The following is a 16,688-nucleotide window of genomic DNA, read 5'->3' on the forward strand; positions in this document are numbered from 1 at the left end:
AGCACCTGTCCGGTGCTGGTTGTGCGCTGACCTCTCCGCTGCGAGCCAGTGCAACAGGCGAGCTGGTGGCGAAGGACGAAGCAAGCAGGGGTGAGGAACTCCGTGAACTGGGCTGGACCGCCGAAGAAGTGCGCCAGTACGAGGAGCTCTGGGAGTACCGCCAGCGCTGGGGGGCCATCAACCTCGAGCCGGAGGACCGGGTGTTGCTGCGCCGGGCCGAAGCCGCCCTGCCCAAACGGGCCGCCCATGGCAAGGGCTCTCTGAAGAAGACGATCCAGGAGAAGTCCCATTACCGCTGGCTCAGCTTCTACCGCGATGCCATGCTCGCCAGCGCCGCAGAAGTGGGGCTAGCAGACGATGAAGAGGCCGCCTGGGTGATCCTGCTGGAGGCGGAGCTGGGGGCCCTCGAGCAGCTCCAACCGGTGCTCGGCCTGCCGGACACGCTCAAGGCCAAAGGACTGCTGGCCGCCCGGGAGGCCTGGATCGAGGCCATCGCCAGCCAGGGCCGCCTGCTCAGCTTCGACTTCGACGCGCCGCTGCAGGCCCTCAAGCAAAAGGAGAGCAGCAACTGGAAACCCCTGCGCCCGGAGGGCGCCCGCTCCTACCCGGTGCTGGATGCCGCTGGAGCCGCCGCCTTTCGCGCCCAGGTTGGCCCTGCCCTCTCTGCCTGGATGGGGGCCAACTTCCCCTCCCTCAAGGAGACCCCTCAGAACCAACCGGTGGCAGCGGCTGCCGGCTAGGGCACCGGCGCATCGGCACTGGCCTGCACCCGCACCGGCGCCACCTTCCAGATCCGCTCGGCATAGTCGGCGATCGAGCGGTCGCTGCTGAAGAAGCCGCACTTCATCGTGTTGTGCAGGGACATCCGGGCCCAGCGGCTGCGGTTGATCCAGGCCCCATCCACCTCATTTTGGGCGCGACGGTAATCGGCCACATCGGCCATCACCCGGAAGGGGTCATGGCTGGTGAGGCTGGCCAGCAGCGGGTGGAACAGCTCCCCATCGCCCTCACTGAAATAGCCCGAGCCAATCAGCTCCAGGGCCTGACGCACAACCGGATCCTGCTCGATCCAGGGCATGGGGTGGTAACCGCTGTGGCCCAGCTGCTCGATCTGCTCGGCGGTGTGGCCGAAGAGGAAGAAGTTTTCCGCCCCAACGCAATCGCGGATCTCGATGTTGGCCCCATCGAGGGTGCCGATCGTCACGGCCCCGTTGAGCGCCATCTTCATGTTGCCGGTGCCGGAGGCCTCCTTGCCGGCGGTGGAGATCTGCTCGGAGAGGTCAACCGCCGGATACACCAGCTGGCCCAGGCTGACGCTGAAATTGGGCAGGAACACCACCTTGAGGCGACCATCCATGGCCGGATCCATGTTCACCACGTCGGCGATACCCACCAACAGCCGGATGATCAGCTTGGCGATGGCGTAGCCCGGCGCCGCCTTGCCGCCGAACACGAAGGTGCGCGGCGGCAGGTTCTCACCCTCACGGATACGCAGGTAGCGCTCGACGATCTGCAGGGCCGCCAGGTGCTGGCGCTTGTATTCATGGATGCGCTTCACCTGCACATCGAAGAGGGAGGTGTGGTCCACCAGCACCCCCAACTCCTTGCGCATGTACTGGGCCAGGCGCTGCTTGCCGAGATCCCGCACCGCCTGCCAGCGCTCGAGGAAGGCCGGGTCATCGGCATAGGGCGCCAGCCCCTCCAGCTCCTCCAGGTGGGTGCGCCAGCGCTCCCCGATCACCTCGTCCAGCAGGGTCGCCAGGGGCGGATTGGCCACCGCCAGCCAGCGCCGGGGGGTGACGCCATTGGTGACATTGGTGAAGCGCTCCGGCCAGATCCGGGCCAGGTCGGCGAACAGGTGCTGCTTGAGCAGGGTGCTGTGCAACTCGGCAACGCCATTGACGTGGTGGCTGCCGACCACCGCCAGGTTGGCCATGCGCACCCGCCGTTGGGGGCCCTCTTCGATCAGGGAGATGCGCTGCAGAATTTGGAAGTCGCCGGGGTAGCGAATCCGGGCCATGCGAAGGAAGCGGGAGTTGATCTCGTAGATGATCTCCAGCTGGCGCGGCAGCAGCTGCTCGAACAGCTCCACGCCCCAGGTTTCCAGGGCCTCGGGCAGCAGGGTGTGGTTGGTGTAGCTGATGCTGGCGGTGGTGATCGACCAGGCGGTGTCCCAGTCGACGCCGTGGACGTCCATCAGCAGCCGCATCAACTCGGCGACGGCGATGGCGGGATGGGTGTCATTGAGCTGCACCGCAAACTTGTGGTGGAACTCGGTCACTTCCAGGCCCTGGCCCCGCAGGATGCGGAACATGTCCTGGAGGGAGCAGCTGACGAAGAAGATCTGCTGGGAGAGGCGCAGCCGCTTGCCCTGGTCGAGTTCGTCGTTGGGGTAGAGAACCTTGGAGAGGGTTTCCGACTGCATCTTGCGCAGCACGGCCCGGGTGTAGTCACCGGCATTGAAGGAGGCGAAGTCGAAGGCCTCGGGCGCCACCGCCGACCACAGCCGCAGGGTGTTGGCGGTGTTGACGCCGTAACCCAGGATTGGCGTGTCGTAGGCCACGCCGATCACGGTGTGCTCACCGATCTGCACCGGGTAGCTCCATTCGGGCCGGATCAGCTCCCAGGGATTGCCCTGGGCCAGCCAGGGGTCCGTGCTCTCCACCTGGCCATGGGGTGTGATCTGCTGGCGGAAGATGCCGAATTCGTAGCGGATGCCGTAACCGATGGCCGGCAGTTCCAGGGTTGCCATCGACTCCTGGAAGCAGGCGGCCAGCCGACCGAGGCCCCCATTGCCCAGGCCGGGCTCGGGCTCCTCAGCGATCAGCTCCTGGAGGTTCAGGCCCAAGCTGGTGCAGGCCTGCCGGGCCGCCTCCACCAGGCCCAGGTTGACCAGGTTGTTTTCGAGGTGGGGGCCGAGCAGGTATTCCGCCGAGAAGTAGGTGGCGGTGCGCACGTGCTCGCGGGTGTAGGTGTCAGCCGTATCCACCCAGTTGCGCAGCAGGCGGTCTCGCACCGCCAGGGCCAGGCAGCGATAGTGGTCGTGGCGGGTGGCCAGGGAGGCGGATTTGGCCTGACTGAAGAAGAGATGACGCTGCATCGATTCCACCAGCGCCTTGCTTTCGACAGAGGCCATCCCCATCTTTCCCAAAATGAAATTCTGAATGAGGTAGCTGGAATTGGCAGGGCCGCTGTGGGGAAAGCCAGACAATTTTGCGGTCGAATCGCTCGAGTGGTAACAACGGCGGCAATTTCAGGGCAGGTCGAAGGCTTTGGGTAGATGGATTGATGTTCTCCCGCAAACCGATGCCCTCCCAACCCCGCCTTGACGCCATCGAGAAGATTCTCAGCCGCCAACCCATTGCCACTGCGCCGATACAGACGCTCGAGGAGCTCTGGGCCAGTGACGTCTTCACCCTCGACAAGATGAAGGCGGCGTTGCCGAAGGAGACCTTCAAGTCGGTGCAGCGCACCATCAAGGAGGGCAGCAAGCTCGACGTGTCGGTGGCCAACGTGGTGGCCCAGGCGATGAAGGAGTGGGCCACCTCCCGCGGTGCCCTCTACTACTCCCACGTCTTCTACCCGCTCACCAACACCACCGCCGAGAAGCACGACGGCTTCATCTCCCCCCAGGGCGACGGCACGGTCTTCACCGAGTTCACGGGCAAGGTGCTGGTGCAGGGCGAGCCTGACGGCTCCTCCTTTCCCAACGGTGGCATCCGCTCCACCTTCGAGGCCCGCGGTTACACCGCCTGGGACATCACCAGCCCCGCCTACCTGATGCAGACCCCTAACGGGGTCACCCTCTGCATTCCCACGGTCTTCGTCTCCTGGACCGGTGAGGCCCTCGATAAGAAGACACCGCTGCTGCGCTCCAACTCCGCCGTCAACAAGGCGGCCCACAAGCTGCTCAGCCTGCTGGGTGAAACCACCATCGCCCCGATCAACTCCAGCTGCGGCGCCGAGCAGGAGTATTTCCTGATCGACAGCGCCTATATCCCCCTGCGGCCCGACCTGCTGCTGGCCGGTCGCACCCTCTACGGCCGCCCCTCGGCCAAGGGCCAACAATTCGACGACCACTACTTCGGCGCCATCCCGGAGCGAGTGCAGGTGTTCATGCAGGAGGTGGAGCGGCAGATGTACCGCCTGGGGATCCCGGCCAAAACCCGCCACAACGAGGTGGCCCCCTCCCAATTTGAGCTGGCGCCCTTCTTCGAGGCGGCCAACGTGGCCACCGACCACCAGCAGCTCACCATGACGATTCTGCGTGCCACTGCCAAGAAGCATGGGCTCGCCTGCCTGCTGCACGAGAAGCCCTTTGCCGGCATCAATGGCTCGGGCAAACACGTCAACTGGTCGATCGGCAATGCCACCCAGGGGAACCTGCTCGATCCGGGCAAGACGCCCCATAAAAACCTGCAGTTTCTGATGTTCTGCGGAGCGGTGATCCGCGGCGTCCACCTCTACGGGCCCCTGCTGCGGGCCGTAATCGCCACCGCCAGCAACGACCACCGCCTCGGCGCCAACGAAGCCCCGCCGGCGATCATCTCGGTGTACCTGGGCAGCCAGCTGGAAGATGTGTTCAACCAGATCCGCGAGGGCCGGCTCTCCGGCTCAGCCCTCGGCGGCGTGATGGACTTCGGCGTGGATACCCTGCCGGAATTCGACAAGGACGCCGGCGATCGCAACCGCACCTCGCCCTTCGCCTTCACCGGCAACCGCTTTGAATTCCGCGCCGTGGGTTCGAACCAGTCGGTGGCGGGTCCGCTGGTGACCCTCAACACGATCCTGGCCGACTCGCTCAACTGGATGGCCAGCGAACTGGAAACCAAGCTCTCCAGCGGTTTCGGCCTCGAGGAGGGGGCCCTGGCCGTGCTCAAAACCACGATCACCAATCACGGCGCGGTGGTGTTCGGCGGCAACGGCTACTCGGAAGAATGGCACCACATGGCCGTGGCGGAGCGGGGCCTGGAAAACCTGCGCACCACCGCCGATGCCCTGCCGGTGCTGGAGCGGCCGGATATCCGCGAGTTGTTCGAGCGCACCGGCGTGCTCTCGGCCGTCGAGCTGCAGAGCCGTTTTGAGGTCTACGCCGAGCAGTACATCCTGGCGATCGATGTGGAGGCCAAGCTGGCCGTTCAGATCGCCCGCACCCAGGTGTACCCGGCGGCAATCCGCTATCTGGGCGAGCTGGCCGAATCCCTGCAACTGCAGAGCACCCTCGGCATCCAGGTGTGCCCGGAAAGCTCCAAGCAGGTCGCCGAATTGTGCCAGTCCCTGATGGACATCAGCGGCAAGTTACAGGCCGCCATTGCCAATCCACCCCATGGCACCGAAGCCCATATGCGCTATAGCGCCGACACCCTGGTGCCGTTGATGGCGGAACTGCGGGAGGTGGTGGATAGCCTGGAGGCCCTGGTGGACGACAACCTCTGGCCCCTGCCCACCTACCAGGAGATGCTGTTCGTGCGCTGAGTTACTGCAGGAGCGTCACTGGGGGAACACGCTGATCTTGGCGTGTTCCCGATAACTGGGGTCGGCCATGGTGTCGACCTCAAACCAGGTCCAGGTGGAGCTGGGTTCTGGAGTGCGCCGGGTCAGGGGCCACTCGATCCGCCGCCGCTGGTAGGTGAGCCCCACACAGGTGAGGGCGGCATCGTCGGCCATCAGCGACCAGAGCACATGCACCTCGCCCCGGTCATAGGCGATCGGCGCCCCATGGATCCCCTGCTCGGGCAGCCAGCCGGGCAACTTGCTAAGGGAGAGCTGGTTTTCCCAGCAGAGGTAGGAGCCGTTGTCGGTGGGATAGAACCAGCAAGTTTCGTTCTCCGCCTCCGTAAGGGCGAAGCGATCCACCAACTGCACTGCCTGCAGCTGCAGGGGCGGGGCGCCAGCCGGCCCGCCCCCCTCCGGCCAAGCCTGGCCGCTGAGGGCATAGACGCCGATCCACAGGGCTGGCACTTCCAATTGGGGCACGAGGGCGTCGCAGACCAGGGCGCGGCGGGGAGCCGAGCCTGGCAAGGGCTCGGGCAGGGGGTCTTCGCCGGCGATGGTGGCGCTGCCGCTGCCCACCAATTGGTCAAGGCTGCCCGACCAGCCATCCGGGAGGCGGAAGATTCGCAGCGAGCGGCCCAGCCCTGGCCCCCGCTGCTGGGCGGCCACCAACTGCTGCCAGTCCGCGTCTTCCCCGGGCAGCTCCTGGCTCCCGGCGAGCACAAAAGCAAGGGTGTTCAGCATGGGCTGCCGGGAGCCGGTAGGTATTAGACCCTAGGGGCTCTGAGCCGCTGCGGCGGTGTTGGTCGCTGCCGATCAGGCCGGACGCAGCACCACCTCAACGATCACAAAGCCAACCAGAGCTGCTAAAGCCAACAGGGAGGACAGCCGCACCAACACCTCATGCAAACTGAATCTTAAGAAAATCCTAGGAGCCATGGCTGATAGCGGCGAGAACGGCGCCAGGTCTTCACATCTCGATGACCAGGGCGGCCAGCCCAGCCCTCCCCTGGTACTTGTGCATGGGCTGCTGGATAGCCCGCTGGTGTTCAACGGCCTCAAACGCAGCCTGGCCAACCGGCGCCAGCCCCTGCTGCTGCCAGATCTGCCCTTACGACTTGGACTCACCCCCGTGCGGGAAGCGGCGGAACTGCTGGGCAGCCACATAGAGGCGGCCTTCGGGCGCGAGCAGCCCCTGGACCTGCTGGGCTTCTCGATCGGCGGGGTGATTGCCCGCACCTGGGTGCAACTGCTTGGGGGCCACCGGCGCACCCGCCGCCTAACCAGCGTGGGCAGTCCCCAGCAGGGCACCCTCACCGCCCACCCCTGGCCAGGTCGCCTGCTGGCTGGGATAGCCGATCTCAGGTATGGCAGCCAACTGCTGCAGCAGCTCAACGGCAACCTCAGCAACCTGGCTGGGATCGAATGCTGCAGCTTCTACTCAGCTATCGATCTGGCGGTGCTGCCGGGCTGGCGGGCCGTACTGCCGGTCGGCAGATGCCAGATGCTGCCGGTGTGGGCCCATCCCCAGCTGCTGCGCTCGGCGCGGGCGCTGGAGCCACTCACCGAGGAGCTGCTGCGGCCATGAGCGCCAGCGCTTCCCAGGCATTGCTGCAATGCGCCCTGGGCTGGCTCAGCTGGAGCCTGCTGGTGGGAGCCCTTGCAAACAGGATCCCCACCAGCTGGCTGGCTGGGGGGCAGTGGATCTGGCGGCGGCCCTGGCGAGAAAGCCGCCAGGGCTTCGAGCGGCGACTGGCGATTCGGCGCTGGAAAGGCTGGCTCCCCGATGCTGGCAATGCCTTACCAAAAGGGGTTGCCAAGGCGGCCCTGGTGGGCCGCGATCGATCCGATCTGGAGCGGCTGATGCTGGAAACCAGAAGGGCAGAACTGGTCCACCTGCTGCTTTGGCCCTTCTGGATCGTCACATCCAGCTGGCTGGCACCGGCGGGAGTTTTGCTTAACCTGCTGTTTGCCTGCGGCTTCAACCTGCCCTGTATTTGGATACAGCGCTACAACCGCCTGAGGCTAATCAGACTGCTGGAGCGGCGCCCTTAGAAGCGGAACCAGACCCGACGGCCGAGCACGGGCCGAACGGCCGAACTTTCGATTGAGCCGTAGGCGGCATAGGTGGGCTGGGAAGCCGGCACCGATTCCCAGCGCAGGGCTGGCCGATCGAGCTGAACCAGCTCCATCGGATCAGGTGTGGCAACAATGGCCAGAACTTGGGAATGAAGGATGCGTTCGTGGGGAGGCACCCGCTCCCAGCGGGGGTTGGCTGAGGCCAGGCTGACGCTGGCGGCAGGGGTGGAAGCAGGGCCAGGAACTATTTCCCAGCGGGGCTTTTGGGCCTGAGCAACAAATTGCCAACCTGATGATGCTGGGATAGCTGGCAGTGCTTGGGGCTGGGGCTTTGCGGTGGCCAGGGCGGCCCTTGGCAGGGGGGGAAGGGGCGGCGGCGGGCCGAGGGTCCAAGTGAAGGCAGCGGCGGGGTGGGCGCCGGTCAGCAGGAGCAGCAAGGCCGCTGGCAGGGAGCTAGCCGTCGATCCAGCGCAGCAGGCTAGTGCCTTGCTTGCGGAGCTGGAGGAGCTGGGGCCGCAGGGGCCAGTCAAAGGTTGTGGTGGCAGGCGCATTGGCCTGATCAGATGCCCCATCAGCTTCGGCATAGCCATATCTTTGATATAAGGTTTCATTTGGTGATTTTAGTTCTTCCTTCATAGCATTAGTCACTAATCCTAGCAAGGGGGCACCGGTAGAGCTGATCCTGGCCAGGGACTCCTTGGGCAGGTTGCGATCCACCCCGTCGAGGGATACCAGCAGGATTAGGCCATCGAGGTGCTGCGCCAGCAGGGCAGTATCAGCCATACCGAGTACGGGCGGGGTGTCAAACAGGATCAGATCAAATTGGCCCGACTGGCTGATCTGTTGGAGCAGCTCCTTCATGCGGCTGGAGCTGAGCAGCCGGGTGGGATCGGGCGGACGAAGACCAGCAGGGATCACCCACCAATTGTCGTAGCCTTTAACGGGCAGCAGGAGCTCACGCCAATGGTAGTCTTCAGTCAACAGGTTGGAAAGACCATTCAGGTTGTTGAGGCCTAGGCGGTGATGGACCTGGGGTTTGCGCATATCGCAGTCAATCAAAAGCACCCGCTGGCCCATTTCAGAGATGGTTTTGGCCAACAGCACATTTACAAGGCTCTTGCCTTCGCTGGGGGTGGAGCTGGTGAGGCCGACGGTGAGGAGGTTCTGATCTGTGTTAAGGAAGCGAAGGGAGGTGTAGAGGTTGCGGAAGGCCTCCTTGTAGGCAAAGCGCTGGTAGACTTGGGCTGCTGGCGTTGAGCCTGCCAGATAGGGGCCAGTCGATGAACCAAGACTCACCGAATCCCTATCCAGTTCATCGACCTGAAAGCGACCGCTCTGCTTAACATCCTTGAAGAATGGTAGGTGGGGAATGTGACCAAGCAGGGGCACCTTTAGCTGATCACGCACCTCAACGGAACGGCGGAAGACGTGGTCGAAGCGATCCCGCAGGATCGCCGCCCCCATTCCGGCAATTAAGCCAAAAAGAATAGCCTTAGTCAGGCCTTGCTTCAGCTTGGGGGAAACCGGATTGCCATCCACAGCGGGCGAAGAGAGCAAAGTCCAGGGCACCGACTTCTGGGCTCGCTCCAGCTGGAAGGTGGAGCGGGTGGTGAGGAAGTTGGTGAGGTTCTCCTGGGCCACCGTGAGCCGCTGCTGGATCTGTTCGTAGTCCTTGATCAGGGCCGGTTGCTTCAGAAACCTGCGATCAACCTGGCGGCGTTGGCCTGCAATGGTGCTGGCCCGGGCAGCATTGAGCCTGAGGGCCGTATCGAGGGCTTCGAGCTGGTTGCTGCGCAACTGACCGGCCAGGCGGGTGCGCAGGGCCGTCAGGCTCTGCATGCGGGGCGTATCGCTTCGATAGGTGGAGCGGGCAAGGCTGAGTTGCTCTTCGACGCCCTGCAACTGGGCCAGCAGATCTCCGTTGGCCTGGGTGACGGTGACCCCCGAATCTGAAACGGTACTGAAACCAGAGGAGGTGAGGGTGCCCGCCATCACTCCCTGGCGCAACTTCTCTAGGCGGCTGCGTTCAGCATCCAGCTCCCGCTCCAAACCGTCAAAACCAGATGATTCGGTTTTAAGTGCGCCTGCCTCGGTCTCCGGGTCGAGGAGGTTGTAGCGCCGCCTGAAGGCGGCCAGCTGACCCTGGAGCTGGTTGACGGTGAACTGGAGCTTGGGTTCCTGCTCATCGAGGAACTTGAGGCCCTCGTTAAGCTGACGCTGGCGCTGATCAATGGCGAAATTCAGATAGGCCGCGCTGAGGCTGTCGAGGGCTGCCTGGATCTCGCTCGGCTTACTGCCAGAGAGCGATACTGACAAAACTCCATCGGCTACCTGGCTCACCTGGGCTGCACCGAGCAGCCCCCCGGCCGGCCCGAGCTGGCGGCGCAAGGGATCGAGCACCATCGGGCTGCGCAGGGTTTCCACCAGGGAGGGGAAGTCGATGCTCGTGCGGTTGCGAGCCAAGGTTTCAACCGCGCCACCCTCGGCGGCAGCAACACCTCCGGTGCTGATGGGGTCACTGATCAACAACTGAAAGCTACCTTGGTAGATGGGCGAGAAGGTCCGCTCCCAGAGGGTTGAGCCAAAGGCGCTGGCGGCCACTATCGTCCCAACCAACAGGGCCAGACGTCGCCTGCGGCGCACTGCTTGCCAGAGCTCACCCAGATTTAATCCCTCGGATTCGGTCGGGGTTTCCTCTGAACCAGAGACTTGACTCACTGGCAGCCTGGCTAGCTGGGCTGGGCTCGGGGCAGCCGAAGGCCTGTCAACTTGGGGGGTGGAATTTAACGGGGCCATCCTAGTCAAGCGACTCGCATCGCCTAAGTTGCCGCAACCATAGCGAAGTTCAAAAAAAAAGCCCCTTGCGCGCCCGCTACAATTACGGGACTTGACTTATCCAGCAATGAAGCGAGGCCGATTCCGCCACTTCGCCGTAGCGGCTTCGCTTGTGCTGAGTCTCTCCCCTCTGGCAGGGGTGAGAGCCCAGATGCTGACTGGCGATCAGGACGATGCATACATCCTCGGGCCGGGGGATTCCCTCTCGCTGCGCTTCTTGGCGGCAACGGAACTATCAGGGCCGTTCAATCTGCTCAGTGACGGCACCGCCAGCTTACCCCTGCTCGGCAACGTGCGACTTACGGGTCTGACCCTTTCCCAGGCCAGCCAGTGGCTAGAGACCCTATATAAACGCCAGTTACTGCGTCCAGAATTGCAGCTTTCGGTGGTCACCCCCAGACCACTGCGCGTGGCACTGGTGGGCCAGGTATCCCATCCGGGCCTATACACACTTTCGCAAGCTAGTAATGAATCCCGAGGGGACGTTGCCGTTACCAATGAGGGACTCCCAACCCTGGTGGATGCCATCGCCAAGGCAGGCGGCATCACGTCCGACGCCGACCTGCGCAGCGTGATGCTGCAACGCCGCTTGCCTGGCGAGGCAGGGGCCTACAAGCGCACCCGGCTCAATCTGCTGGCCCTGATCCTCGATGGTGACCAGCAGCAGAATCCCCTCCTATTTGACGGCGATACGATTCGGATCGAAGCGGCGGCCGAGCCAGTGCCGGAAATGATCGAACTTTCCTCCACCACCCTGGCTCCTCTAGATATCACTGTGAACGTGGTTGGCGAGGTGAAGGGCGGCGGCCGCGTTCAGGTGCCAGCCAACACCCCTTTGGTGCAGGCGGTGCTGGCTGCAGGGGGGCCAATCGCCTGGCGGGCCAATCGGGGAGATGTGGAATTGGTGCGGATCAACCGCAACGGCACGGCCACCCGTAAGAAATTTGCCCTCGACCTGAGCCAGGGTGCTTCTAACAGCAAGAATCCGCCCCTACGCGATGGGGACACCGTAGTGGTGAATCGCAGCGGACTCGCTGTGACCAGCGACGCGCTAACTGCGGTCGTAACACCGCTGACTCCCCTTTTAGGTATACTGGGCTTCATAGAAGTTGTCAATAACCGCTGATTTGCCCTCGCACCAATTAGCAACCGTGGAGAGAATCCCTGCTCTTCGTTGAAAAAGTGTTTACCCTCTACAGCTTGTAGCGTTCCCAGGCTTTCAAGCCGCCGGGTACCTGACAAGCACTGTGCACCCCTGAGTCTTATTTGCACTTAAGAGCCTCAGGCCGAATCTCCCACCAGCACTGCATATCATGCTGCCCAGCTCGCCCATTGACAGCTCTGAATCAATGCGCTGATATGCGGCTAAGAGTTTTAAAGTCACCGAGTGATCGCCATCTCAGCCTTTCCAATCAGTTGGGTGCTAGTCGAAGACCTAGCCCTTGGTCCCGCGCCTGTAGCAGCTCGGCATCTCAACAGACTGGAAGCCGAGGGCATCGCGGCGGTGCTCAGCCTCTGCTCCACCGAGGAGAAAGCTGCCCCGCCCGACCTGGAGCAGCGCTTCCACTGTCGTCGCCTGGTGCTGCCAGACCATCGCAGCCAGGCCGCCCTCAGCATTGGCCAACTGGAGCAGGCCTTGGCGGCATTAGATAAGCTGCGCAGCCATGGGCCGGTATTTGTCCACTGTGTGGCGGCGATCGAACGCTCGCCCCTGGTCTGCCTGGCCTGGCTGATGCGGGAGCATGGCCTCAGCCGGCAGAACGCCCTTGAGTACATGCTCCAGGTTCATCCTGGCACCAGCCCGTCAGCAGTCCATTTGATGCTGCTTACCCAGCTCAGCCCGGCCGCACCATCTCCTCGTAAGATAGCCTGAGAGTTAACATTGCTTGAATGTTAATTTCGAGCCATCATGGGTCAGGCCCCAAATCCTTCTTCATAGATGACCGTGAGCAATTCTGCCTGCAAAACCGCCCTGATCACCGGTGTCGCCGGCCAGGATGGCTCCTACCTGGCCGAGTTGTTGCTGGAGAAGGGCTACAGCGTGCATGGCATCAAACGCCGGGCCAGCAGCTTCAACACCCAGCGGATCGACCACCTCTATCAGGATCCCCACGAGACCGGCAGCGAGGGCCAGGCCCCCAAGCTTCAACTTCACTACGGCGACCTCACAGACAGCTCCAACCTGATCCGGATCATCCAGCAGGTGCAGCCCGATGAGATCTACAACCTCGGCGCCCAGAGCCATGTGGCGGTGAGCTTCGAGAGCCCCGAATACACGGCAGACTGCGACGCCCTAGGTCCGTTGCGCATCCTCGAGGCCGTAAGAATCCTCGGCCTCAGCTCCAAAACCCGCATCTACCAGGCCTCCACCTCCGAGCTCTACGGCCTGGTGCAGGAGATCCCCCAGAAGGAAACCACCCCTTTCTATCCCCGCTCCCCCTACGGCGTGGCCAAGCTCTACGGTTACTGGATCACCGTCAACTACCGGGAGGCCTACGGCATGTATGCCTGCAATGGCATCCTTTTCAACCACGAATCGCCGCGCCGGGGCGAAACGTTTGTGACCCGCAAGATCACCCGCGGCCTGGCCCGCATTGATGCCGGGCTCGACGATTGCCTCTACATGGGCAACCTCGACTCCCTGCGGGACTGGGGCCATGCCCGCGACTACGTGGAGATGCAGTGGCGCATGCTCCAGCAGGAGGGGCCGCCGCAAGACTTCGTGATCGCCACCGGCCGGCAGGAAACGGTGCGCCGCTTTATCGAACTCACCGCAGAGCAGCTCGGCTGGGGGGGCATCGATTGGCAAGGGGAGGGGATCCATGAGATCGGCCGCCGCTCCGGCAGCAGCGAGGTGGTGGTGCGCATCGACCCCCGCTACTTCCGCCCCGCAGAGGTGGAAACCCTGCTGGGGGATCCCACCATGGCCCGCGAGAAGTTGGGCTGGGTTCCCACCACCACCCTTGAGGAGCTGGTGGCCGAAATGGTTGCAGCCGACAAGGAAGAGGCCAAAAAAGAAGCGATCCTGCGGCTCAAGGGCTTTGCGGTGGTGGGCTCGATGGAGAACCCGCCCACCAACCCCATGGCCGTCGAGATGGCCCGCGAAGCGATCCAGCCATGAGCAACGGGGGCCCCATGGGCAGCGCGCCCCTGATCCAGCCCCAGGATCGGATTTTCGTGGCCGGCAGCCGCGGCATGGCCGGCTCGGCGATTGTGCGGGCCCTCAGCGCCGCCGGCTATGGCCAGATCCTCACCCCCCCCCGCAGCGAACTCGACCTGCTCGATGGGGCGGCAGTTTCCAGCTGGTTTGGCGCCGAGCAACCCTCGGTAGTGGTGCTGGCGGCCGCCATGGTGGGCGGCATCCACGCCAACGCCACCTACCCGGCCGATTTCCTGCTGGACAACCTCAAGATCCAGACCAACGTGATCGAGAGCGCCTGGCGCTCGGGCGTGCGGCGGCTGCTGTTTCTGGGAAGCAGCTGCATCTACCCCAAATTTGCCGACCAGCCGATTCGGGAGGAAGCCCTGCTCACCGGGGCGCTCGAGCCCACCAACGAGTGGTATGCGATCGCCAAGATCGCCGGCCTCAAGTTGTGCGAGGCGCTGCGCCGGCAATACGGATTCGACGCCATCAGCCTGATGCCCACCAATCTCTATGGGCCGGGCGACAACTACCACCCCACCAACAGTCACGTGCTGCCGGCACTGATCCGCCGCTTCCACGAAGCCTCCGAGCGCCCCGAGCAGGGCCTGGGCACCCAGGTGAGCTGCTGGGGCACAGGCACCCCGCTGCGGGAATTCCTGCATGTGGACGACCTCGGTGAAGCCTGCCTGTTTGCCCTCGAGCGCTGGAGCCCTGGGCCCGAGGCAATCCCCTATCTCAATGTGGGCACCGGCCTAGATCTCTCGATCGGCGAGCTGGCCAAGGCGGTGGCCGAGGCAACCGGCTTCCGCGGCGAGATCGTCTGGGATTCCAGCCAGAGCGATGGCACCCCGAAAAAGCAGCTGGATGTCAGTCGCCTCAGCGCCCTGGGCTGGCAGGCCCGCATTACGCTGGCCACGGGCCTGCAGAACACGGTGGACCTGTTTCGCCAGCAGCTGCAGCAGCAGCTGGTGCGCCTCTAGGCCTAGGTCTAGCCGGCGTCAAAGAATCGCTTGCCGTCCCTGCGCTTCTGGTTGAGCCGGCTGGCCTCCCTGCGGCTGTATTCGCTCACCGACGGGTTGGCCACCACCGGATCCACATGGGCAACCTGCTCCCAAAGGGCCCGCGGCGCCCAGCGCACCGTGTGCTCCACCCGATCAAGGCGGGTGACATGGCACCAGCAGCTGGTGCCGCAGGCCGGGCAGAAGAGCTCCTCGAGCCACTCATTGCTCAGAACCAGCACCGGATATGCCTGGATCACCAGCCGGGCCTTCTTATCGGGCATGCCCCGGGCCTGAAGCTGCTCAGCGGTGAGCAGGTGCAGGAAATACTTCTTGCCGTTGCCCTCAATTCGCTGCTCCGGATGGGCCGGGCAGAAGAGTTGGCGCCGCTGGGGCCGGCGGGAACGGGGCTTGGTGTCGCCATCCGGGCTCTGGGCCATCCCAAGGGCTACTTCGCTGGAAGCCAGTTTAACGTCCCCGCTTCAAAACCAAACCGGCTTGTGCCGACTTCAGAGCCTCCAGTTGGGCCTGGTCACAGCTGCTCCAGGCGGCGCGGGCCTCAGCTGTGGGAGCCACACCGAGCCGGCTGAGCTCGGCTAGGGCCTGCTCTCGCCCGGCGGTGAGAGCCCCCCGGCGGGCCTGCTGCTGCTCCTGCCAGCGGCGTTTTCCGGCCCGATCAGCCTGGCGCCAGCGCTCCAGGGCCTGGCCATGGCGCTCCAGCTCCAGCTCCTGATCTTCCCGGGTGAAGCGCGCCAGCAGCTCCGGATCGGGAGCCAAGGGCCGCTGCAGCGGGATGTAGGTCTGCAGGCTGAGCCGGCTGAGCCGGGCCTTGCTGCTGGCCAGGCTCTCAACCTGCTGCCGCACCGTCGCCTGCTGGCTGCGGCAGCGGCTCAACAGGGCAGTTAGTTGCCTTTGGCGGAGCTCGGCAGCCTGCTGCTGCTGCCGCTTGGCACCATCGCAAGACACCAGTAGAAGTGCCAGCAAGGGGGCGAGTAAGGCGGCCAGCAATGGTGCCAGCATCTGGCCCGTTCCAGCTCTCTGGTCCATGAATGGAGCCTACCTACTCAGAACCCGGGCGGCCCGGAGCAGTTCGGCTTCGGTGGCGGCATATACCGCCGCGGCCTCTGCGGCACTGCGGCCGATGCAGGTCATGCCGAGCTTGCCGTATTCGGAAAGGCAACCCAGCAGGTGAAAAACGCTGCCGCGCAACTTAGCTGGATCGAAGTGGAGGCCAGCCTCGGTGACGATGTCGACCAGATCCACCGGCAGCAGGCCGCGGAGCTCCGGCGCCGTGAGGTTATCGGTGGCCCGGTACTGCAGTTGCTGGCCGCTGGGGGCGTGGTAGAGCCCGCTGGCCGGATCCAGGCAGCCGCCGCTGATCGCGCTGAGGGCGAGATAGGGATGGGTGGTGCCCCCCTGGCGCAGGTTCACCTCGATCGCCTGCAGGTCCCAGCGGTCGCCGAAGCGCCGGGCGATGAAATCCACCGCGTAGCGCTCCAGCGCCCCCTCCTCAGCCAGCGCCTCGCCCACCGCCTGGCCATGGCGCATCAAGGCCTGCCGGTAGGGAGCGGCAGCAGGGAAAGTGCAGCCTTGGTAGGTCTGGCCACTGGCGCCACCGAGCACCTGCTCATGGCTTGAGAGCATCTCCACCAGGCCGGGATGGCCAGGGTGGCCAGGATGAATCGTGCCCTGCACGCTGGGGGAGCTGAGCTCCTCGCCCCCCTCCAGCCAGGCCTCCACCAGGGCCCCCTGCTGGCCCAGCTGTTCACGCCAGCTGGGGGAGGGCATCGGCAGCTGCTCAAGGGCCTGGCGCAGCCGCTGGCGCCGCCCGGCTGCACCGAGCTCAGCCAGCTGGAGCGGGGCCAGTGCCAGGGCAGCGTTGCCCTCGCCGCCGAAGCCTTCGTTGAGCTTCACGACGCACTTGCCCAGTTGGGGATTGGCCTCCCAGAGGTCGGCGGTGGCCTCCGTCAGGTCGTCGAGGCTGTGGGTGAGGGCCGAGCCGGGGGGATGGGGTACGCCGCAGCGGGCAAACAGCTCACGGCTGCCGGCCTTGCTGCCCCAGTAGCCCAGGGCCGGGTCGGTGCCCAGCAGGGGCACCTGCAGCCGCTCCGACAACTGCCGCTCCAGATCGCTCACCA

At 64.4% G+C, this 16,688-nt stretch carries 15 protein-coding genes; 8 read left to right on the top strand and 7 right to left on the bottom strand.

The features are described from left to right. Positions 1 to 740 (top strand): hypothetical protein (locus KBZ15_RS05380; protein ID WP_315859850.1); only part of this gene is annotated, 740 nt, incomplete at its 5' end. Here the strand turns inward: KBZ15_RS05380 and KBZ15_RS05385 are convergent. Further along, the gene (locus KBZ15_RS05385) at positions 737 to 3,136 is read right to left on the bottom strand and encodes a glycogen/starch/alpha-glucan phosphorylase (protein WP_255013976.1); all 2,400 of its coding nucleotides are present in this window, start codon (positions 3,134 to 3,136) and stop codon (positions 737 to 739) included. The two genes, KBZ15_RS05380 and KBZ15_RS05385, sit on opposite strands and share 4 nt — an antisense overlap. A gap of 170 nt (positions 3,137 to 3,306) precedes the next feature. Here KBZ15_RS05385 and KBZ15_RS05390 point away from each other — a divergent pair, with 170 nt between their 5' ends. After that, entirely contained in the window at positions 3,307 to 5,475 is a 2,169-nt protein-coding gene (locus KBZ15_RS05390; protein WP_255013978.1) for a glutamine synthetase III, read from the top strand. Between the two features lie 15 nt (positions 5,476 to 5,490). Here KBZ15_RS05390 and KBZ15_RS05395 read toward each other — a convergent pair whose 3' ends face one another. Then, positions 5,491 to 6,237: a hypothetical protein gene (locus KBZ15_RS05395; RefSeq protein WP_255013979.1), complete on the bottom strand. Its 747-nt coding sequence runs from the start codon at positions 6,235 to 6,237 to the stop codon at positions 5,491 to 5,493. 193 nt (positions 6,238 to 6,430) lie between these two features. Here KBZ15_RS05395 and KBZ15_RS05400 point away from each other — a divergent pair, with 193 nt between their 5' ends. Continuing rightward, a complete protein-coding gene (locus tag KBZ15_RS05400; protein ID WP_255013980.1) occupies positions 6,431 to 7,081 on the top strand; it encodes a triacylglycerol lipase in 651 nt (216 codons plus the stop codon). Further along, the gene (locus tag KBZ15_RS05405) at positions 7,078 to 7,548 is read left to right on the top strand and encodes a hypothetical protein (RefSeq protein ID WP_255013982.1); all 471 of its coding nucleotides are present in this window, start codon (positions 7,078 to 7,080) and stop codon (positions 7,546 to 7,548) included. Before KBZ15_RS05400 ends, KBZ15_RS05405 begins: the two co-directional genes overlap by 4 nt. On the opposite strand, the gene KBZ15_RS05410 is transcribed toward KBZ15_RS05405, so the two are convergent. Next, a complete protein-coding gene (locus KBZ15_RS05410) occupies positions 7,545 to 8,009 on the bottom strand; it encodes a hypothetical protein (RefSeq protein WP_255013984.1) in 465 nt (154 codons plus the stop codon). The two genes, KBZ15_RS05405 and KBZ15_RS05410, sit on opposite strands and share 4 nt — an antisense overlap. Positions 8,010 to 8,025: 16 nt before the next feature. After that, positions 8,026 to 10,290, bottom strand: a complete 2,265-nt coding sequence (locus tag KBZ15_RS18515; RefSeq protein WP_255013986.1) for a tyrosine-protein kinase — start codon at positions 10,288 to 10,290, stop codon at positions 8,026 to 8,028. Positions 10,291 to 10,558: 268 nt separating this feature from the next. Here KBZ15_RS18515 and KBZ15_RS05420 point away from each other — a divergent pair, with 268 nt between their 5' ends. The 4 genes from KBZ15_RS05420 (at position 10,559) to KBZ15_RS05435 (ending at position 14,532) form a co-directional block, all read left to right on the top strand. Further along, positions 10,559 to 11,533: a polysaccharide biosynthesis/export family protein gene (locus KBZ15_RS05420; protein ID WP_255013988.1), complete on the top strand. Its 975-nt coding sequence runs from the start codon at positions 10,559 to 10,561 to the stop codon at positions 11,531 to 11,533. A 261-nt stretch (positions 11,534 to 11,794) separates the two neighbouring features. Continuing rightward, the gene (locus KBZ15_RS05425; protein WP_255013990.1) at positions 11,795 to 12,280 is read left to right on the top strand and encodes a dual specificity protein phosphatase; all 486 of its coding nucleotides are present in this window, start codon (positions 11,795 to 11,797) and stop codon (positions 12,278 to 12,280) included. 66 nt (positions 12,281 to 12,346) lie between these two features. Beyond that, on the top strand, positions 12,347 to 13,528 hold the full coding sequence (gene gmd / locus KBZ15_RS05430) for a GDP-mannose 4,6-dehydratase (RefSeq protein WP_255013992.1): 1,182 nt from the start codon (positions 12,347 to 12,349) through the stop codon (positions 13,526 to 13,528). Continuing rightward, entirely contained in the window at positions 13,525 to 14,532 is a 1,008-nt protein-coding gene (locus KBZ15_RS05435; RefSeq protein ID WP_255013994.1) for a GDP-L-fucose synthase, read from the top strand. The genes gmd and KBZ15_RS05435 overlap by 4 nt, the downstream gene beginning before the upstream one ends. Positions 14,533 to 14,540: 8 nt before the next feature. On the opposite strand, the gene KBZ15_RS05440 is transcribed toward KBZ15_RS05435, so the two are convergent. From KBZ15_RS05440 to KBZ15_RS05450, 3 genes are all read right to left on the bottom strand, one after another. Continuing rightward, on the bottom strand, positions 14,541 to 14,990 hold the full coding sequence (locus KBZ15_RS05440) for a hypothetical protein (protein ID WP_255013996.1): 450 nt from the start codon (positions 14,988 to 14,990) through the stop codon (positions 14,541 to 14,543). Positions 14,991 to 15,018: 28 nt separating this feature from the next. Continuing rightward, positions 15,019 to 15,597 (bottom strand): hypothetical protein, encoded by a 579-nt coding sequence (locus KBZ15_RS05445; RefSeq protein WP_255013997.1) that lies wholly within the window; start codon positions 15,595 to 15,597, stop codon positions 15,019 to 15,021. Positions 15,598 to 15,606: 9 nt separating this feature from the next. Then, positions 15,607 to 16,688, bottom strand: a 1,082-nt coding sequence (locus KBZ15_RS05450; RefSeq protein WP_255013999.1) for a peptide ligase PGM1-related protein, incomplete at its 5' end; no start/stop codon positions are given.

This window comes from Cyanobium sp. BA20m-p-22, assembly GCF_024346275.1.
Classification (GTDB): Bacteria; Cyanobacteriota; Cyanobacteriia; order PCC-6307; family Cyanobiaceae; genus Cyanobium_A.